Source organism: Pediococcus acidilactici DSM 20284, assembly GCF_000146325.1.
Taxonomy (GTDB): domain Bacteria; phylum Bacillota; class Bacilli; order Lactobacillales; family Lactobacillaceae; genus Pediococcus; species Pediococcus acidilactici.
In genome coordinates, this window is record NZ_GL397067.1 from 1,022,226 (window position 1) to 1,041,033 (window position 18,808).

Here is an 18,808-nt window from a genome sequence, read left to right on the forward strand (position 1 = left end):
TAGTGCCCTAGCACTTTAAAAAACACTTTATGCTTCAGGTTCCCGTCTTAATTGGCGAACAACTTGGACATAGGACCAAATCAACACTAAATTTGATCCTAGCCAAGCTAACGGGTTTGCCGTGCAGGCTCCGATAAAGCCAAAGGCAGGTACTACCCAAATCCCCACTAACATCCGGGAAAGCAATTCTGCGACCCCTGCTAACGTAGGTGCCATACTCTTCCCAAATCCTTGTAGGGTGTATCGCACAATAAACAGGATTGCCAACAGGAAGTAACTCATGCTGACAATTACAAAATATTGATGTGCCAAATTAGTAATGTGTTGTTCTGAATTTCCGATAAACAGGTTAACTAACGTCCGACTATTTAAAATAATCAAAATTCCCATCACGAAACCATAACTAATCGACGTAGTTAACGCTTGGCGAATCCCCTTCAATATCCGTTTGTATTGCTTAGCACCGAAGTTTTGCGCGGTAAAAGTTGCCATCGTAATTCCTAACGACATCATTGGCTGAGTCGCCAATTGGTCCACTTTTCCAGCAGCGGTGTACGCTGCAATTGCTGATGAACCCAAATGGTTTAACGAAATTTGTAAAATAATCGAGCCAATTGCGATGATTGAAGCTTGGAATCCCATTGGTAAACCAATCCGAATTTGTTCTTTAATTAACGTCCAATTCGTAGTGATTTCCCGCCATTCGAGGGACAACGCCGGAACCCGAGCCTTGATATAAAACCAACATAGAAAACAAGAAATCAACTGGGCCGTAACCGTAGCAATCCCTGCACCAGCAATTCCAACGTGCATGAAAACAATCAAGATGATGTCCAAAACTACGTTAATAATGCAGGCAATCACCAAGAAAATCAGTGGCAAACGACTATTTCCTAACGCCCGAAGCATATTGGAAAATAGGTTAAAAAACATGGTTGCCACTAGTCCGCCAAAGATAATGGATAAGAAAATTGCGGCCCCATCAATAATGTTAGCCGGCGTCTGCATTAACCGTAGTAACGGTCGGGTTGCCCAAACGCTAAGCGGGGTGAGCAACAGTACCAATCCGCCACAAATCCAAATGCTAGTTGCAAAACTTTGTTTGACCGCTCGTAAATCCCCCGCGCCATAGTGCTGGGCAGTGATAATCGATAACCCGGTCGTCATCCCTTGGGCAAACCCAATGATCAAAAAGGTCAGCCCACTGGTAGCCCCTACCGCAGCTAGGGCTTGTACCCCGACCACCCGGCCAACAATCAAGGTGTCGGAGAGGGTGTAAATTTGTTGGAAAATATTACCTAAAAGCAGCGGAATACTGAATAAGATAATTCCCTTAATTGGGCTTCCTTTAGTTAAAATACTATCCATATTAATCCTCCGTAGCCGTTATAAAAATGAAATAAAATTATTTATGATGTGGAGCGTGATGCTATATTTGATATCCTTGGTCCATAAATAGGTGATCGCTAGCAGCATTCCCATGATTGCGTAAATTGGGAAACTAGCGCCTAGGTCGTGCAATCCGCCAAAAAGAGCGCCGTTAACTACCACGCCAATTATGCGTACCAGCCGACTATCTTTGGTAAAGAAGAACTCAAAAAAGAGGCCCCGGAAAATCAGTTCTTCAATAACCGGAGCGACTAGTACTGCGTCAACCCACGTCCAAATTGGCGTGTCCCGTAGTAGTTGTTCAATAGCCGATTGGTTTTCCGAAGTACCAATATTAAAGTAGGTTACGTACCAAGTCTGCAGAAGCATAAAAATGAACCATAACCCAACCATTAATAACATAATCCGAAAGCGCTTACTGTTCAACGGGTAATTAGCGAAATCACTATGATTTTTGCGCACTTTATAACGGTAAAATTGAACCAAAAAAATCACCACTGCTAGAGTGGTCAAAGTGTACACTACCACCAATAGGACGTGTACAACTGGATGGGTGTCGTGAATATGCATTGCCGCTATTTGCGGTAATGAAATTACTTGGTCCATCGCAAAAAGTAAAACTAAAAACAGACAATTTTTAATAACGTTAAGACCTTTCAGAAGAAACTCCTCCTTAGCCTTAGTTGAATTATTCAGCTTGAAAGATGATAGTCGCTTTATCTTTAAAATGCAATTAATAACTCCACTAAGTTTGATATATTTAAGAAAATATTTTTTTATTTAAGATGTGCTAAATTCTGAGCAAATTTTGCCCCTCTTTGGCCTCCACATGGTAGCCTTATAGAAGTGAGGGAGGATGATGCGAATGATTATCAACGATCCGAATATGCGCGAGTATTTGGAAGTCCAACTTATCGGACACGAAAATAATAAAATCAAAGCCCGGACGCGGACTGGTGAATACATATTTGTTTACCCCACCGCCCGCCAAGCACGCGACCCATTATTTTGGCAGTGCTTAAAGGACATCATCAACAACAAATTGTGGCTACCGATCACAAAACAATTTCACCACTTGTTAGAAAACGACTGGTTGGTACCTTCAATGTAAAACTAGATAAACAACAGAGGTTGAGAAAATTGCTTAATTTTCTCAACCTCTTTTTTAGGGCTGTTTCGCAGCTAATATGGCTTCCTGCTCCACCGCCCATTTAATTTCACATCTATTTCCTTGACCGTTGCACGATGTCCAAAAGCTGTTCAGGCTTTTGCAACACATATTCTGCCTCTGAGAAATCATTAGTTGGGATGGCGCCCCAGCCGGCGTTAGCAAAATCTACTCCCGCTGCGTGGGCTGCCTGCATATCAAATAACGAATCTCCTACGTACAAGACATCCTTTAAGTCCATTTCTGCAAAGTATTTTTTGATCCCAAATAAAATCGGATCAGGATTTGGCTTATGTTTTTGTGTATCGTCAGAAAAGACCACCCGTTTAATCTGTTGAATCTTAGGGAAATGCTTCATCTCGTCATCAAAGACTCGTTTTAATTTGGAAGTAACAATCCCATACTCCACACCAAGTTCATGCAAACCGGTAAACATTGCCCCAATTCCGTCGTATGGTTTAATCAAATCGACTTCTTTACCAATTTGTTCATTAAAGATTGCGATGGTCTTTTCCGGATTAGGAGCACCCAATTGTTTAGCCATCTCTAAACCAGGGATTCCCATTAGACTAATAATTGCCTCCGGGGTAACCGTCACGCCGTCTTGTTTCAGAGCGTAGCTTAATGCGGCCACCGAAGCGTCTTCAGTTTTTAATAAGGTGTTGTCTAAGTCAAACAATACTACTTTATACATCATCGTTATCCTTCCACTCATTGTGATTTTACATTTATACTACGCCGTTTGCCCGTAGATAAAAAGGGAAAATCGCTTTCAAATCCACTTTTTTTACTTTTATTTACCTAGTTGAGCAAAAAAGATGTATTCGATTTCATTTTTTTATACAATTACCTTATTTTTGTAGTCTTTCTCACCTAGTAGTCCCGGAAAGCCTCGCCGCAAGCTTTCGTTATTATGCTATGATAAAGGTGAAAAACAAACGGGGTGGACAATATGAAAATTGCTTTAATCGGCGCGGGTCCGCGCAACTTAATGGCCCTCGAACGTTTAGTTTGTTGGGGCATCAGTACCAATTACTCAGCCAATGTCGAAATATCACTATTTGATCCCTTCGGAATTGGTGGTCGAGTTTGGAATCCTGACCAAAACCACGAACTGAAAATGAATTCGTTAGCCGAAAAAATCACTTTATTCACGGATCAATCTATTGAAATGGCTGGCCCGGTTCATGAAGGTCCGAGTTTACTTGACTGGGCCCTAGCAAACGGACGCAGCTTTATCGAAGAACACCAATATCATCATCAAAAGCTGCTCTTAAACGAATTAGCGAACTTAAACAAGCACTCTTACAGTTCTCGAGCCCTTTTTGGCATCTACCAACAGTGGTTTTACGAACAAATTATTAATCATTTACCGGATAACTTTAGCGTGATCCCTCGTTCAGAGTGGGTGACTAACGTTAAAAAAGATGCACAGCAATACACAGTCATCACCCAAGATGCTGCTTACAACGTGGACGTTGTATCCGCTGCTTTAGGGGAAGGCAACAACCCGTTAAGCAAAGAAGAACGGCAGTTGCAAGATTTTGCCGCTGCTCATCAACTAAAGTACGTTCCGATTGCGTATCCGGCCGAGATGGACGTTGACGACGTTGCTGCTAGCGATCACGTAATTATTCGTGGGTTAGGGCTAAGTTTCATCGACTACCTCGCCGAACTTACCGAACGGCGTGGCGGAACCTTCCACCGCGACGAACATGGGAACTTAACTTACACGCGTTCTGGTGATGAGCCTACAATTTACGCTAGCTCCCGGAGGGGATTGCCTTATCATGCTCGGGGACTAGACCAAAAGGCAGTGGGCGAGACTTTTCCGCGCTATTTCCTAAGTGACCAATACGTTGACGACCTTGTTCGCCAACACCAAGCCATTAGCGGCGAAGAATTTATTAACCGCATTCAATGGGACGTTGAGTTAACCTACTACGTTACCCTCGCGCAAAATAGTTATCCAGAAATTGATCTATCTGCTTTTGAAGCCGACCTAGCTGCTAGCACAAAGGGATTCAAGAAAATCTTGGATAACTACGGCATTGCTGCTAAAGATCGTCTCAACTGGGAAGAATGGAAGAATCCGATTCCTAAAGACGTTAACGACGCTGCCAGCTTTACCCAGTTTATTAAGACTTACTTGCAGCAAGACGTGGACTTGGCAAACGAAGGTAACTTAACCGCCCCATTTACAAGCGCTATTGAAAAGCTACGCGAATTACGTACCAACATTCGGAAAGTGGTTACCTACCGTTTAATCAGTGCTGACGACTACGTAGAGCAGGTTCTCAAACATTTTAATTCCTTAAATAGCTTCTTAGCGGTCGGACCGCCGGCATTTCGGATTGAGCAGATTTTAGCCCTTATCAAGTCGGGCATTTTAACTCTGATTGGCCCGGATATGAGGGTTGAAACGAGTGATGATCAATTTATGACTTATTCAAACCGGCTTGCGGATCATCAACAGTACTTTGGTAACGTCTTGATTGAAGGTCGTTTACCCCAGCCTAACGCTGCCAACAACACTAACCCGTTGGTAAATAACTTGCTGCAACAGGGGCTGGCCCGGATCTTTACCCTCCAGCTTCGCGATGGTTCTAGTTACCAAACCGGAGCATTGGACGTTACGGACGACACTGCTGAATTGATCGATCAAAACGGCAACGTGGTACCCCACTTCTTTGTTTGGGGACTTCCCACCGAAAAGCGGCATTGGCTAACTAACGGGGCTCCAATTCCTGGAGTTAACGATGTGCGACTCCGAATTGCCGATCGAATTGCGGCCCAAATATTTGCTAAATAAACTGGACATTTTAATATTGAAAAGGGACCTCGGATTTCTGCTTGAAATCTGAGGCCCCTTTTTTAGTTCATTGGTCGTTAAATACTAATACTTTTCTGCCGCGTAGTCGAAACGGGTTTTGTAACCCAGCTCTCTCCGGCTAACCAAATTGGGGACCAATTGCCAAATCCGCAATTAGTCCCCAATTCCGCGCTTTTCTGCCGCGTAGTCGAAACGGGTTTTGTAACCCTCTATATTAATATTGTCCCCCATGAATCTCCGCCACATTGGTCGTTAAAATGAACGCCTTGGGGTCAATTTCCCTAATTCTTTCAATAATTCGGTGATATTCGGCATTTTCCACCACTAGCATTAGCATCCGGCGGTTATCTCCCGAAAATCCTCCCTGCACGTTCAAACTCGTGTAACTTTGATCCAGCGACTCCGAGATAATTTCCTCGACTTCACTAAGTCGACTACTCATAATGTAAACACTCTTCTTCCGGTCAATTCCGGTCTCAATATAATTCATCACTAACAGCGTGATCACCGATGAAAATAGTGCTAGGATGAAAGCTTCCATTCCCGAACTAAAGATATTCATCAGACAAACAATCGTATCAAGCACCAGCAGACTCACAGAAGTTTTAAAGTTAAAGTACTTTTTTAAAATCAACGGCGGTACCGTAGTGCCCCCGCTGGAAGCATCAATTTGGTATAACAGCGCCACTCCAATTGCGTACAGCGCTCCGCCGACAATCACTGCTAACGTGCGGTCCGATACCAAACTTAAACTCGGCGTCACCGCCATACAGACTGGTAACAACAAACTGCCCACCGTAATTCGGGCCGTAGTCTGTTTTCCCAATGTAAAGTACGACGCTATCAGCATTGCCACGTTAATGATAAAGACAATCAGCGCCCGGTTCCAGCCAAAGGCGTCCTCTAACAAAATTGAAATCCCCGTTGCGCCTCCCGCAGCCACGTTATGTGGTGCGTAAAACATGTTAATACTAATCGCTAAAACTTCTAGCGCGACTAACATGATGGCAAACTGGCTGACCAACCGAAAACTTTTCTCGCGCATCTATTTATCCCCCGTTCCCTTAAACTAGTTATCTAAAAAGAGTGGGTAAACGCTCGACTAGCTTTCAATTCCGCTCTCACAATTTTGCAAAAGCAATCGTCAGTCACAAAATTCCAAAATCAATTTTCAAAGTCGCGACGTTCGGCTCCCCAGCTCCGATTCTCTTTCTATTATACCTAAAAGTTATTAATTATTCTTGATATAAGTTTTCAAATCAGATGGTTTTAACTGTTGCCAATCTTCATCAAAGAATTGATGCTTAATTTGGTAATGCGTTGATTGGCTAGGTTGGTCAACAAAATTCTTGACGTTTTGATCAACCACGTACCAACCGTACCAGCCTAAATGGATGGTATCTTGCATGAAGTATTTCTTACCACCATCACGTGATAAATCGAGAATCTGGTTGAATCCTTGACTTTGCAGCTGGTAATTTATTTTTTTGTCAAAACCACGGAGCATTTCTTGTGATAAGCCCACGTAATCCGCCCACTTCTGGTTAACCGGCGGGATGATAAAGAGCACTTGGGTATGATTTTTCGCAAATTGATCCAAAATTAGCTGGAAGTCAGCAAATTCAGGCGAACGCGTATAATCGTAATGCTTTTGCATCCCTTCAAAAGCAGCAATCCGTTTCTTCAAACGTTTATTATAAAACTGGTTTTGAATCCCAAACTGGTTGTTTGACGTTTGCCGTTTAGCTTGGCGGGTCAAAGCTTGTTGAATCATCCCATCCGACGGGCTATTAGGTAATGCTTCGACCTGCCGGTTAATATGGTCTTGATTAGTTCCTTGCAAGCTAAGCGGCGAAAAGAGTTGGTCTTCGTGAGCCAACAACCGCTTATAGTACTTCAAGTAAGTCCGTTGTCCCGAAGTTACCTGTTGCCCGTTAGCTACCCGATCTAACGCGTTAATTACTTGACGGTTAGTGCTGTTACTCCGGTCGTCTAACATGGTTAGCAACCGTTTAGCAGCGTATCGTTCACTTGGCTTCCCAGTTTGGTTTTCCAAGAAGTTAACGGCTTGCAATTGCGAGAAGTAAAATGCAAAGGCATGCGGGTCCGCTCCTTTTCTTACAAACCACTGTGGTGAAATCACAAAGACTGCCTTTTTATTTTTCAATTGGGGATTAATTCCCTGCATTTCAAAATAATGGGTCAACGATTGGGTCCCCGGTGCTCCTAGTAAAAATGGACGGAAGTCCCAATCATACTTTTCCGCCATTACGGATGGATGGGCTAAATCAAACCGGGAAAGTTCTGAGGACCCAAAAAAGGGAACGTAATTCCCATTTTCTAAGGCGGCCCGTTTTACGGCATCTCCTTTGAGCGTGTCTGGGGACAATGCCGTAGCTGCTTTTTGCTCAACGGCTGAGTTAATCTTATTTATTTTGAATGGGGAAAATAAAAGTCCGATTAAAATCAGTGCTGCCGCTAAAACGGGACCAAAAATCATCCATAACCTTTTAGCCACGAGCTTGAAGTTCCTTTACTTTAGCAATGATTTTATTTGGGGTGTCCCATTCGCTACGTTCAAATTCAGATACGGGAACTTCAATTCCTAGTTCAGTTTGTAATTGCAACAATAATTGAACCGTGCCCATTGAATCCAATAGACCTGCATCAAAAAGGTTATCATCCATACTGTTGCTAACGTCCGTACCAATTAAATCTGACAAAATATTTAAAACTGTTTCTTTTACGTCCATAATTAATTAATCTCCTTTAGTATTTAACAAAAAATAGTTTATCTAGGAATCCTGAGAAAACTAGGAAAGTGAAGCACACGAAATTAAAGGTAATGAAGATCGAAAGTGCTTCCGTCCACCGGTTATGCGGTAAGCGTCCCGGATTCTTTTTCTTAAATCCAAGCCACCAGTCGTTGATTACGAGGGCAACCCCATGAATCAAACCGTAGAGGATGTAATACCAGGTTTCCCCATGCCAAAATCCCATTAACAACATGTTTAAAACGTAAGTTACGTTTGCCGTCGTTTTAGGACTCTTAAAGGTCTTGTGCTTCATGAAGAAAAACACGAGCCGCATGTAAACATAATCGCGGAACCAGAATGACAAGGTAATGTGCCAACGATTCCAGAATTCTTTGATGTTGTGCGATTTGAACGGTTGCTTGAAGTTCATCGGAGTTTCGACCCCCATGAAGTAGCTAATGGCTACCGCGAACAAACTATAACCCGCAAAATCAAAGAATAGGTAAAAACTGTAAACGTACATTACGCCCAGCAGGCCCCAAGAGAGACCGTCCGTTTGTAAAGCAATGTGTTGGACCCTTGGCAAAAGTAAGGAACCAAATACGTAAGACAGCATAAATTTATACACAAACCCTAAGAAAAGGTAGTGCACTCCCTTTTCCAACAGGTCCAAGTAGTGTCCCCGTTCAGGGACGTTTAAATAATCCTTCTTAAAGCGCCGGTACCGGTCAATTGGCCCAGAAGAAATTGTCGGGAAGAAGGCCAAAAACTGCAGGAAGAACCACGGATCGTAATCCTTCAAGACCCCGTCGCGAATTTCCATGATGGTCTGAACCGCCTTGAAAGTTAGGTAACTAATTCCGAGGAATCCGATTAACGAAGAGTTACCTGATTGCAATAACGGCGTCATTTTGACCACTGCTAGGGGCAAAATTGCCAGTATTACGGCCCCTACGAAAACTCCGGTCGCGTTATGCTGCTTGCGATAGCGGTTATATAGTGAAACCAATATCACCTGGAAGATTAAATAACCAATTAAGGCAATTCCCTGTTGCCACTTTGGTCCCCCAAAGGTTAGCAACAAGAAGAAAAACGATACTAACAGTTCGTACCAGTGAAAACGGCGTCCCCGTAGCATCCCAATCACAATGGGCACTAGGGCAATGGCTAACATGAAAAAGTAAGTCGGGTTTTCGTAAGGTGTCGCTGTCCACATCATGAGTTAACCCGCGCGATCATACTTTTTATGTCAATCTTGCCGTTCGCCGTTTGTGGCAATTCTTCAACAAAAATAAACCGGTTCGGGACCATGTATTCCATCATGTTAGCCTTCAAACTGTCCTTAATGGCCACCGTGAGTTTAATTTGTGAATCATATTCATCCGTTGCCGGAATTACGTACGCGACTAGTTGCGCAACTTTTTGGTCTTTACCGTACTTAGGCACGGCAATTCCCGCCTTGATGAGCGGGTCGTTGTTCAAGTAATGGTTAACCTCTTCAAGTTCAATCCGGTAACCGTGTAATTTAATTTGGAAATCAGTTCGACCGCGGTAGTAGAGGACCCCATCTTGATCCATTACCACCAAATCACCGGTCTTGTATGCCGGATGCCCTTCATACTTGAAGAAGACTTCGTTAGTTTTGGTTGGATTATTAATGTAACCCTTTGAAACCGCTGGGCCATAAATTACCAATTCACCTTCGTTACCAGCCTTAACAACGTTGTTATCCATGTCGATGATGTAACCGCCCATGTCCGGTTTCAACCGGCCGATTGGTAACCGATCGTTTTGTTCCAGCACGGCGTCCGTAATTTCGATTGCCGAAACCGCAACTGTTGATTCCGTCGGGCCGTACGTGTTAAAAATCCGCGCTTCTGGAAAACGTTGTTTTAAAGCTTGGGCCGTCGCATGTGACAACTCTTCACCACAGAACAAGAACCGGGATAGTGCCGGATAGTGATCCGCATCAAAAGTTGGTTGCAATAGGCATACGTCCATGAAAGATGGCGTTGAAACCCAGACGTTTAACCCTAACGTTGGTAAAATTTCGAAAAGTTCCTTGAAATTATCGGTAACCGTCTTAGGAACCGCCTTTAAAGTTCCTCCTAACACCAAAGTAGCGTATAGGTCCATTACCGATAAATCAAACGAATATGGCGGTTGCGACAAGGTTACCGGACGGTCAGGTAAATCGAACTGGTCCATTTGCCAGTTAACAAAGCTCAATAGATTGTTATGACTGATTTGAACTCCCTTTGGTTTACCCGTGGTTCCCGAAGTGAAAATAATGTAGTAGTTTTCATCTCCGGTGACCGCCTGATCTAGCTCTACGCTTTGCGAATCTGCAAACACGTCTGAAAGCTCCTGGCCTTCCAAAATCGGCAAGTCATCTAAAGAAACTGGTAAGTCTTCAATGGCAATACACATCCCAGGATGCGCAATCTCATTGATCATGGTTAACCGTTCTGGATTAGAATGTCGGTCAATTGGAACGTAAGCGTGACCGCTTTTAACTGCTCCTAAAAAGGCCGCCACCATTTCAAATGTTTGTCCCCCATAAATCATAATGGGAGCTTGTTCCATAATATTTTGTTCTAAAATGTAAGCCGCTAAATTATCTGAGAAAGCTTTTAATTCACCATATGTGTGCGTATTTCCCAAATAATCATAAGCAATCCAGTCCGGATGCTCTTGGGCAATTGAATCAATCTTTTCAATTACGTTTGTAACTTTTTGCAAATCAAAACCTCCTGCTAAAATTCATTGTAAATGAAAGTCCCGCCAGACATTCCACTATACCCGTATAAATAAAGTAAAATCACAAAAACTAAAAAGTAAAATACTGTCCTTGTGATGAATTTAACCGAATCGTGTTGCCACAGATTCTTAAGAAAACCGATCACCACAATCCCCCCTGTTTTTTGCTATTGGTTTAGTTTGCAAAGGTTGCGTTAGGTCGCTAACCCTGCTAAACGTTACGCAAAATTATGGCATGATTTGAATTTTTTGTAAAGTAACCGTAACATTACGGGCTTAAAAAGTTCACATTTGTCACATTCTATTCATAAATTATCTGCCGATTATTTCCGTCGTTACGGCGTTTATCAAATTTATCTCATAAAAGTTTAAAAAAAGCTAAAATTTAGCCTCCGGGAGCTGGTCTTGACTAAATTTTAGCTTTGTAGCGTCTATTTTATTTTTAAACGTCGGCCCACCAAAGCCACTAACGCAGACTTAATGACGTCTCCAGGGATGAAAAAGGCGTTTGCAAGCACTGCCTTAGAAAATGCCATCCGCATATTAATTGCAAATCCAACAATTCCCAATAAATCAATTACTAGAACCGCAATGATGGCAACTTTTGCAAAGAGGCCAAACCAATCTTGTCGACCATGTGACGTCCACCATGCCAATAACACTGCTCCTACAAGATACCCCAATAGGTAACCGCCCGTCGGTCCCATAAATACGGCTACTCCGCCCCGCATTCCGGTTAAGACTGGTATGCCTACCAAGGCCAGTAGCAGAAACGCGCCGATGGTGATTGCGGCTTCTCCTGGAGTAAGGATTAACCCCACTAATAAAATTCCAATATTTTGCACCGTGATGGGAACCGGAATCAATCCTATTGGAAGATTAGGAACCAATCCCAACCCAATGATAATTGCCAGTAATAATGCCATTTTTGTTATATTTCGTGCGTCAAGCCGCATAAACTTCACCTCTAAATTTGGCCTTCCAACCGAACAGTTGAATTACCTTATTCCAAAAATGTTGTTTATCAACCATTTTTGATGAAGCTTTATTATAGCATGTTGCGCATCAGCTGCTATTTTCGGTTACCGTTAACCGATATTATATATGTAGTAATTTTTAAAATTAGGACTGTCGCGAGCCTAATCTCCGTGGTTTAGCGAACTGGCTAACCCGCGTTCTAGAACCCAGCTCTCTCCGGTTAACCAAATTTTGGCCTCAATCGCCAAAATCAAGTTAATCCCTCGCGTCCTACTGCTGCATGGTCGAAACGCGTTCTGGAACCCAGCTCTCTCCGGTTAACCAAAACAGGGACCAATCGCCAAAAACGCGATTAGTCCCTGTTTCTGTTAATCCTCAAGAGCTACCCGGGTTCCAGAACGCTCTTTATTTTTCTCCCCTTCTCACTATCGGCATCAGCCTAAAGTACAGTAATCCAATTACTGCTCCTACTATGATTCCCTTTAAAATGTTGAACGGCAAGATTCCGTACAATACCATATTTAACGTCGAGATATTTATTTGGAAACTTGCCAATTTCATATACAGTGGTAACAAAACAAACAGATTTGCCACACTCATCACCACGGTCATCAAGGCCGTTCCTAATAGCACTCCCTTAACTAGCGCCATCACAGCTTGGTGATGCGGCTGATCTTCTGCACGCTTCAAAAACGAATAGATTGGTAGAACGTACGCTACCGCCGCCATCCAATTTGCTACCGCTCCAAGGGCTCCCGCCGGGTTGCTATCCCGAACAATAATGTCCAATAGCCCAGCTAATCCAGCCGTCGCCATTCCCCACACGGGCCCAAACAAAACGGTTCCGATCAAGACCGGTACGTCCGCAAAGTCAATCTTTAAGAACGAAAACCCCGGTAAAATCGGAAAATCAATGAAAATCAACACAAACGAAATGGCTGCCAGCATTGCGACAATCACCATCTTATTAACTTTAGAAACACTCATGTTACTGCCTCCTTTAGAATCGGAGCACCTTCTTGGTAACTTATTTCCACAAAAAAACGCCGTTGCTCGAGTTCGGGGCAACAGCGTTAAAAACCGAATTAAAAAATTCAGTGCGCGTCAATAAATTCAATCTCCCTTTATCTAGACTTTAACTATCGGTTTCGGAATTTCACCGAATCAGCTGTCAAAAATGACAGGTCATGGACTGTACCACCGGTCGGGAATTACACCCTGCCCCTTGAAGATGAACCTTATTTTTTATAAGTATTTCACTATAAATATAGCCTACTAATTAATCTTCGTCAATCATTTGTTTTTTTGATTTTGAAATAGCTTTCACCGTCTTGCATCACGTCTATCAGCAGGTGTTCTTCCGCAGGTAAGTTCTTCACTTCACCCAAGTCGATTTCATAGCCGTTTTCAATTTCGTAGCCCTTGTTTACCCGGGACTGCAAAAAAATTCGGAGCATTTTCATTAATTTACGATTATTCTCGGCTTTTTTAGCTGCCATCGCTAACGTATACCCCTTATTAAGGTAATGGGCAATGTTTCCGGCTTGAATAAGTGCAGGGTACGTATATTTACGCTGGCCCGACTCTGATACATTGGTCTTTACGTAGCCTTTCTTTTCCCAGTAACGTAATTGACGAGGTGACACATCAATTGCCTTTGCCACATCGCCAATACTTAGTAACAAAGACTCGCTCGCAATGATTCTTTTTAACATATCGACCCGATCTGACGGATTTCCCATGATTCTCCTCCTGAAGTTAACCTGATTGACTTTGTCCGTTTATTTAATTTAATTATAACTTCTCTAACATCTTTGTCAAATAAGTTGACAAAGATGGTATACCGGACTATAGTATCTAAGAATAGTTTTTATGAAAAGAGGTTGTAAGCTTATGACACAAGCATTTGATGCACATGGAAAACCCTATAAGCGGTCTTTATTGATCCTTGTGCTTTTAATTGGTTCATTTTGTACCGTTTTGAACCAAACCATTTTAACCACGGCCTTTCCTACTTTAATGAAGGCCTTCGATATCAGTACCTCGACTGTGCAATGGCTCACGACTGGTTTCTTGATGGTCAACGGAATCATGATTCCCATTAGCGCCTGGTTGACTAGCCGGATTCCTTCCAAGCGGCTATACCTTTCAGCCATGACGATATTTTTAATTGGGACCACGTTCTGTTACGTAGCCCCGTCATTTTCAGTACTCCTTGCTGGACGACTAATCCAAGCGCTAGGGGTCGGAATTACGATGCCCCTTTTGCAAACCATGATGCTAACCATTTTCCCCGCTAACCAACGTGGTTCAGCGATGGGACTTGCCGGCCTAGTTGTCGGGGTGGCTCCAGCAATTGGGCCGACCCTTTCTGGATGGGTCATTGATAACTACCACTGGCGGACTTTATTTGGGATGATTATTCCAATCGTCATTGTAGTTTTAATTGCTGGTTTCTTCTTTATGAAAGACGTTTTGAAAACGGAGCACACCCAACTCGATTGGATTTCAGCTGCACTTTCAACCATTGGTTTTGGTAGCTTGCTCTTTGGCTTCTCTGAAGTTGGTGACAAGGGCTGGACTGATTCCTTAGTTGTAGCTACCTTAATTATCGGGGCAATCTTCGTAATCCTATTTGGGGCGCGTCAATTACGGAGTAAAAATCCGTTCCTTGACCTACGGGTATTGAAGATTCCTGAATTTTCAATTTCAGCAACCCTTAGTTCGGTTTCTATGATTGCCATGGTCGGTGCAGAAATGGTTCTTCCTCTTTACATCCAAACTGTACGTGGCGAATCTGCCTTTCATTCTGGATTAACGTTATTGCCTGGGGCATTAATGATGGGAGTTCTTAGCCCGATTACCGGACGTCTCTTCGATAGAATTGGGGCACGCCGGTTAGCGACTACCGGGATGTTCTTGTTAACAATCGGAACGTTACCATTTGCTTTCATCACCCGGACTACTCCAATGCTTTACATCATCGTGTTATACGCAATTCGGATGGCTGGAATCTCAATGGCGATGATGCCGGTTACTACTGCCGGAATGAACTCGTTGCCATTTGACAAGATGGGGCACGGAACCGCGGTTAACAATACCCTTCGGCAAGTTGCTAGTTCGATGGGAACTGCCATTTTAGTCAGTGTGCTAACCAACGTTACTAATAACCAAATGCCTGCTAAACACTTATTAAAAGCTGAACCACTTGCTTACAAAGACCAAGCCTTTAATGCCACTATCAGTGGTTACCACGCATCGTTTTGGATCGCGGTTGCCTTCAGTGCTTTAGGTCTAATCATTGCCTTCTTTGTTAGCAACCGTTCTGGTAGTTCAGCCGAAGTACAACCTCAAGCTGGAGGTGAAAAATAATGATTATTTTTCTACTAATACTTGCTGTGATCGCAACCTTTGTTTCAATGACCCTAATTCCCAAACCCGTGGTTCGTTACATCTGTACCGCAATTTCTGCCATCGTAGTCGTTGGCTCAGTAGCGCTATTGGTAATGAACGACCGGGAACATTTCGGAATGAAGAAGATCACTGAAACAACCACCCAAACCGTTTACTCAGTTTCACCTTCAAAACAAATGCCCATGTTACTTTATAAGAATATTGGGACCGATGGTAAGGAACGAGTTTACGTTTATAAAAAGGATGCGGACAAAAAGAAAACTTCCCACACCGAATTGGAAAAAACTACTAACCGGGTTAAGACCACTAACGACGATCAAGCCCGTTTAGAGAAGAAAACCACCCGTTGGGTATACAAAAATGATACCTACCGCCTTTGGTTTGGAATCGCCGGGAACGACCGGGAAGTTTCCCACCGGGTTAACACCTTCTACGTGCCTAAGAATTGGCCAACCTTGTCAACTACCGAAGCCGCTAAATTGCAAAAATTGGTTAAACAAAACCAAGCTTCTATGAAAAAGGATGCTACTAAGTACGTAAAAGCTAAGGTAACCGCAACGGTTAAGAACACCTTAAAAGCTGCTTTGCAGAAAAATCCCCGGATGAGTCCTGCCGAGCAGAAGAAGTTAACCGATCAAACAACTGCTGAAGCTACCAAGAAGTTTAGTGCCGAGTATCAAGCACAAATGATGCAAAAACTAATTGAACAAGCTAAGAAGTAGTTTAGCTACCAATCAAAAAAACTTCGCAAGAATTCCGATTCTTGCGAAGTTTTTTCATTTATTGATTAATTCCAAAGACCATCGTGGTTAATTATTGGTTTTACAAGTCCATTAGGCCCCTTTAAAAGCCGCTGGCGTCGTTTTAGCGCAACTACTGGGCAAGAACACCGCTCATAAAATTTACCTTGCTTATTTAGCCTCGTAAGCTTGCAACTGTTGACTTACCCAATTTGTCGCCTGGGCCGCTGCATTACCCGCGTGAATGGCGCAGAACCTTGCGTAAAATTGTTCGAATTGGAAACTTGGCTGTTGCTGAGTCTGCTTAGTGAGTTGAGCTAATTCATGAGTCAGTTCGCCTTCGTTGTAAACAATCTTGCCCGGTAAATCTTTTTGATAGTCCAGATAAAATCCACGAAGTTCGTCGCGATAAGTTTCATAATCATATGGAAAGAACACAATGGGCCGTTTTAAGTATGCATAATCAAAGAAAACGCTGGAGTAATCCGTAACCAACACGTCCGCAGCTAAGTACAAATCCGCAACGTCCGGGTAATTCGATACATCAATTGCGAAGTCTTCTACACCAGTAAGATCCACCGCGTTAGCAATCAAATAGTGCATCCGTAAAAGCAAAACTGTATCCTCTCCAAGCGTATCCCGTAATTTTGCCAAATCAAACGGTAGGCTAAAAGCATACTTTCCCTTGGTGAAAAATTGGTTATCCCGATAAGTTGGTGCGTATAAGACCACCTTTTTATCCAGGGGAATCCCTAACTTTTCTTTAAGCTGCCGAATTTTAGCTGCGTTGGGCTGCGCCAATTCGTCATTGCGGGGGTAACCAATTTCCAAAATTTCGTTTTGGTAACCGAAAGCTTGCCGAAAAATTTTCGTAGAATAGGCGTTAGGACTGATTAATGCATCCCACCGGTTTGCTTCATGAACAAAATTTTCGTGATATTTTTCCGTAGTGGTCCCGGGCATGGTTACTTGTGCAATATCCAAGCCCAACTTTTTCAGCGGCGTGCCGTGCCAAGTTTGCAAGATTTTAACGTGAGCCGGCTTTTTTACCCAACGAGGCAGCCGGGCATTTTCAACCCAGACGTGCGCTTTTTCAATCGTACGCACCCATTTAAAAGATCCCCGAATCACGTAATCGTAACGTTCTCCATTCGGAAAACCTTCTTCAACTAGTTGCTTATTTACCACCCAGATTAACCGATAATCGGGATGTTCTTTTTTCATTTCTTTATAAATTGCTAACGGCGAGTCACTAATTTGTCGCCCGCCAAAGCTTTCAAAAATAACGGTGGGCCGCTTTGCAGGCCGGTAGTTAATTTTGAAGGCGTAGGTTAGGAGGCGGCGTTTGACTTTTTCAATGAACGTATCAAGTTTCATGCGTTTCCCCTCCTTTTAAACATTTTTATTTATTACTAGGATATATTTTATGCACCTAAAATAGTACACTATTTTCCAACATTAAAGTACTGATTAGTTAATTTATCCACCACTTGCCTCAATGAAGGCTGTTTTGAGCGATTACCTTGAAGATTGCTAAATACTACGAAAGCTTTTTTGCCATCCGGACTAATCCGTACATGGTCCTCAAAACCATATCCGTAACCGTTAGCTCCGTAAAAAGATTGCTTCTCTGTATAAAGGCCACCATGATACCTAACTTGAGCAAAGTTAATTGGTCGATATAACGATTGCGTAGTTTGCTTGCCCAACAAATCCCCATTTAGTAATTTAGACAATACTTTATAATAATCCGGTGCAGACATATACACTTGTCCAGTGCCTAACTCTGATTCAACCGTGGCCATATTAGGCTGTTGCAAGACTTGTTTAACCATATTGCCCTGTTTTTTTAGGCGGTATCCTCTAGCAACGTCAATTCCAGTAGTATCAGTTGCAAATACGGTTTGTTGTAACTTCAATTTGCCCGTGTAGCGTTCCGCGAATAATTGTTGGTAATTATCTCCCGTCACCTTTTCCAAAATCATCGATAATAATACATAGTTAACGGGTTGGTAATTCCACTTACCGTATTTTTGTGGTTGAAATTTAACGTTCCTTCTAAGAATTTTTAAGTACTGGGTTCTAGGCAGACTGTCGCCCTTATAACTGAGCTTAGGCAATGATAATCCCGAAGTCATGTCCAGCAGTTGACGAATGGTAACCTCTGCAGAGCCCGGAATTCCCGTTATGTACTGATTAAGGTGATCCGTAAGCGCGATTTCATGCCTATTAACCAAAGTCATTACTAGTCCAGCCGTGAGTGATTTTTGCAAAGAATCAATTTCATAAGCAGTAGTTAGCCGATTATTTTTACCACTCTCATTATCCTCCACTCCCGCTGTGTAACTATCAACAATTTGGTTGTTCTCTACTAAAATTGCTGAGCCGCTAAACCCGGTCGGTGAGAGTGCCCGTCGAAGCCGCCCTTTCTCCGCGGAGTGAGCTGCCTGCGTAATTGCAGGATAACTATGCTTTTCTGTATTTGCTGGCCTTCTTAAATATACACTTGCTTGGCCCCAGATTAGTACTAGTGCAAGGATAATTAGTCCTCCAACAATTAATTTATTGATCAATTTTCTTGACATTTTCTATTTCTCCCCCAAATAAATTTACCAGATATAGTTTTACACTAATTGACGAGAAAGAACTAGCTTAAGCAGAAAAATTAAGTATAAGTTTAAGCATTACCAACCAATACTTTAATAAAATGACTTTTAAAATAGTTAAATAAGTCAATTTGGTTTGCTAATTGGTATCGTTTGCATTTGTC

Annotated in this window: 18 protein-coding genes and 1 riboswitch; of the genes, 4 read left to right on the forward strand and 14 right to left on the reverse strand. The window is 42.7% G+C overall.

The window, feature by feature from the left end:
* Positions 1-27: 27 nt before the first annotated feature.
* Entirely contained in the window at positions 28-1,368 is a 1,341-nt protein-coding gene (locus tag HMPREF0623_RS05125; protein ID WP_002832423.1) for an MATE family efflux transporter, read from the reverse strand.
* Positions 1,369-1,386: 18 nt separating this feature from the next.
* Positions 1,387-1,995, reverse strand: coding sequence for a CPBP family intramembrane glutamic endopeptidase (locus HMPREF0623_RS05130; RefSeq protein WP_004166178.1), 609 nt, complete (start codon positions 1,993-1,995; stop codon positions 1,387-1,389).
* A gap of 259 nt (positions 1,996-2,254) precedes the next feature.
* Between HMPREF0623_RS05130 and HMPREF0623_RS05135 the strand changes: the two genes are divergently transcribed.
* A complete protein-coding gene (locus tag HMPREF0623_RS05135; RefSeq protein ID WP_002832425.1) occupies positions 2,255-2,500 on the forward strand; it encodes a hypothetical protein in 246 nt (81 codons plus the stop codon).
* Between the two features lie 112 nt (positions 2,501-2,612).
* Here the strand turns inward: HMPREF0623_RS05135 and HMPREF0623_RS05140 are convergent, their stop codons facing one another.
* A complete protein-coding gene (locus HMPREF0623_RS05140) occupies positions 2,613-3,251 on the reverse strand; it encodes an HAD family hydrolase (protein ID WP_002832426.1) in 639 nt (212 codons plus the stop codon).
* Positions 3,252-3,509: 258 nt separating this feature from the next.
* On the opposite strand from HMPREF0623_RS05140, the gene HMPREF0623_RS05145 reads away from it, so the two are divergent.
* Entirely contained in the window at positions 3,510-5,369 is a 1,860-nt protein-coding gene (locus tag HMPREF0623_RS05145; RefSeq protein ID WP_002832427.1) for an FAD/NAD(P)-binding protein, read from the forward strand.
* Positions 5,370-5,604: 235 nt separating this feature from the next.
* On the opposite strand, the gene HMPREF0623_RS05150 is transcribed toward HMPREF0623_RS05145, so the two are convergent.
* From HMPREF0623_RS05150 to HMPREF0623_RS05185, 9 genes are all read right to left on the reverse strand, one after another.
* The gene (locus HMPREF0623_RS05150) at positions 5,605-6,435 is read right to left on the reverse strand and encodes a YitT family protein (protein ID WP_002832429.1); all 831 of its coding nucleotides are present in this window, start codon (positions 6,433-6,435) and stop codon (positions 5,605-5,607) included.
* Between the two features lie 186 nt (positions 6,436-6,621).
* Positions 6,622-7,908 (reverse strand): D-alanyl-lipoteichoic acid biosynthesis protein DltD, encoded by a 1,287-nt coding sequence (gene dltD / locus HMPREF0623_RS05155; RefSeq protein ID WP_002829701.1) that lies wholly within the window; start codon positions 7,906-7,908, stop codon positions 6,622-6,624.
* Complete coding sequence (gene dltC, locus HMPREF0623_RS05160; RefSeq protein WP_004166181.1) at positions 7,901-8,143, reverse strand: D-alanine--poly(phosphoribitol) ligase subunit DltC; 243 nt, start codon at positions 8,141-8,143, stop codon at positions 7,901-7,903. Before dltC ends, dltD begins: the two co-directional genes overlap by 8 nt.
* 16 nt (positions 8,144-8,159) lie before the next feature.
* Entirely contained in the window at positions 8,160-9,362 is a 1,203-nt protein-coding gene (dltB, locus tag HMPREF0623_RS05165; protein WP_087115922.1) for a D-alanyl-lipoteichoic acid biosynthesis protein DltB, read from the reverse strand.
* On the reverse strand, positions 9,362-10,888 hold the full coding sequence (gene dltA / locus HMPREF0623_RS05170; RefSeq protein WP_004166182.1) for a D-alanine--poly(phosphoribitol) ligase subunit DltA: 1,527 nt from the start codon (positions 10,886-10,888) through the stop codon (positions 9,362-9,364). The genes dltB and dltA overlap by 1 nt, the downstream gene beginning before the upstream one ends.
* Positions 10,889-10,902: 14 nt before the next feature.
* On the reverse strand, positions 10,903-11,055 hold the full coding sequence (locus HMPREF0623_RS09420; protein ID WP_004166183.1) for a teichoic acid D-Ala incorporation-associated protein DltX: 153 nt from the start codon (positions 11,053-11,055) through the stop codon (positions 10,903-10,905).
* A 282-nt stretch (positions 11,056-11,337) separates the two neighbouring features.
* Entirely contained in the window at positions 11,338-11,832 is a 495-nt protein-coding gene (locus tag HMPREF0623_RS05175) for a biotin transporter BioY (protein ID WP_229785775.1), read from the reverse strand.
* 457 nt (positions 11,833-12,289) lie between these two features.
* Complete coding sequence (locus HMPREF0623_RS05180) at positions 12,290-12,871, reverse strand: ECF transporter S component (protein WP_002832436.1); 582 nt, start codon at positions 12,869-12,871, stop codon at positions 12,290-12,292.
* Positions 12,872-12,996: 125 nt separating this feature from the next.
* A riboswitch (FMN riboswitch) is annotated at positions 12,997-13,121 on the reverse strand.
* A gap of 52 nt (positions 13,122-13,173) precedes the next feature.
* Complete coding sequence (locus HMPREF0623_RS05185) at positions 13,174-13,626, reverse strand: MerR family transcriptional regulator (RefSeq protein ID WP_002832437.1); 453 nt, start codon at positions 13,624-13,626, stop codon at positions 13,174-13,176.
* A gap of 151 nt (positions 13,627-13,777) precedes the next feature.
* Here HMPREF0623_RS05185 and HMPREF0623_RS05190 point away from each other — a divergent pair, with 151 nt between their 5' ends.
* Together HMPREF0623_RS05190 and HMPREF0623_RS05195 are read left to right on the forward strand one after the other, a co-directional pair.
* Positions 13,778-15,256 (forward strand): MDR family MFS transporter, encoded by a 1,479-nt coding sequence (locus HMPREF0623_RS05190; RefSeq protein ID WP_004166185.1) that lies wholly within the window; start codon positions 13,778-13,780, stop codon positions 15,254-15,256.
* Positions 15,256-16,020: a DUF4811 domain-containing protein gene (locus HMPREF0623_RS05195; RefSeq protein WP_002829687.1), complete on the forward strand. Its 765-nt coding sequence runs from the start codon at positions 15,256-15,258 to the stop codon at positions 16,018-16,020. The genes HMPREF0623_RS05190 and HMPREF0623_RS05195 overlap by 1 nt, the downstream gene beginning before the upstream one ends.
* 189 nt (positions 16,021-16,209) lie before the next feature.
* Here the strand turns inward: HMPREF0623_RS05195 and HMPREF0623_RS05200 are convergent, their stop codons facing one another.
* Positions 16,210-17,415, reverse strand: a complete 1,206-nt coding sequence (locus HMPREF0623_RS05200; RefSeq protein ID WP_004166186.1) for a CDP-glycerol glycerophosphotransferase family protein — start codon at positions 17,413-17,415, stop codon at positions 16,210-16,212.
* A 68-nt stretch (positions 17,416-17,483) separates the two neighbouring features.
* The gene (locus HMPREF0623_RS05205; RefSeq protein ID WP_004166187.1) at positions 17,484-18,623 is read right to left on the reverse strand and encodes a serine hydrolase domain-containing protein; all 1,140 of its coding nucleotides are present in this window, start codon (positions 18,621-18,623) and stop codon (positions 17,484-17,486) included.
* Positions 18,624-18,808: the final 185 nt, after the last annotated feature.

What these genes read in the sequence shown, in the direction of transcription:
- HMPREF0623_RS05145 (WP_002832427.1), top strand. Translation starts at nt 3,510, where the DNA reads ATGAAAATTGCTTTAATCGGCGCGGGTCCGCGCAACTTAATGGCCCTC.
- HMPREF0623_RS05200 (WP_004166186.1), bottom strand. Translation starts at nt 17,415, where the DNA reads ATGAAACTTGATACGTTCATTGAAAAAGTCAAACGCCGCCTCCTAACC.
- HMPREF0623_RS05135 (WP_002832425.1), top strand. Translation starts at nt 2,255, where the DNA reads ATGATTATCAACGATCCGAATATGCGCGAGTATTTGGAAGTCCAACTT.
- HMPREF0623_RS05195 (WP_002829687.1), top strand. Translation starts at nt 15,256, where the DNA reads ATGATTATTTTTCTACTAATACTTGCTGTGATCGCAACCTTTGTTTCA.
- HMPREF0623_RS05140 (WP_002832426.1), bottom strand. Translation starts at nt 3,251, where the DNA reads ATGTATAAAGTAGTATTGTTTGACTTAGACAACACCTTATTAAAAACT.
- HMPREF0623_RS05175 (WP_229785775.1), bottom strand. Translation starts at nt 11,832, where the DNA reads ATGGCATTATTACTGGCAATTATCATTGGGTTGGGATTGGTTCCTAAT.
- HMPREF0623_RS05125 (WP_002832423.1), bottom strand. Translation starts at nt 1,368, where the DNA reads ATGGATAGTATTTTAACTAAAGGAAGCCCAATTAAGGGAATTATCTTA.
- dltC (WP_004166181.1), bottom strand. Translation starts at nt 8,143, where the DNA reads ATGGACGTAAAAGAAACAGTTTTAAATATTTTGTCAGATTTAATTGGT.
- HMPREF0623_RS05150 (WP_002832429.1), bottom strand. Translation starts at nt 6,435, where the DNA reads ATGCGCGAGAAAAGTTTTCGGTTGGTCAGCCAGTTTGCCATCATGTTA.
- dltB (WP_087115922.1), bottom strand. Translation starts at nt 9,362, where the DNA reads ATGTGGACAGCGACACCTTACGAAAACCCGACTTACTTTTTCATGTTA.
- HMPREF0623_RS05205 (WP_004166187.1), bottom strand. Translation starts at nt 18,623, where the DNA reads ATGTCAAGAAAATTGATCAATAAATTAATTGTTGGAGGACTAATTATC.
- HMPREF0623_RS05185 (WP_002832437.1), bottom strand. Translation starts at nt 13,626, where the DNA reads ATGGGAAATCCGTCAGATCGGGTCGATATGTTAAAAAGAATCATTGCG.
- HMPREF0623_RS05180 (WP_002832436.1), bottom strand. Translation starts at nt 12,871, where the DNA reads ATGAGTGTTTCTAAAGTTAATAAGATGGTGATTGTCGCAATGCTGGCA.
- HMPREF0623_RS05190 (WP_004166185.1), top strand. Translation starts at nt 13,778, where the DNA reads ATGACACAAGCATTTGATGCACATGGAAAACCCTATAAGCGGTCTTTA.
- HMPREF0623_RS05130 (WP_004166178.1), bottom strand. Translation starts at nt 1,995, where the DNA reads ATGGACCAAGTAATTTCATTACCGCAAATAGCGGCAATGCATATTCAC.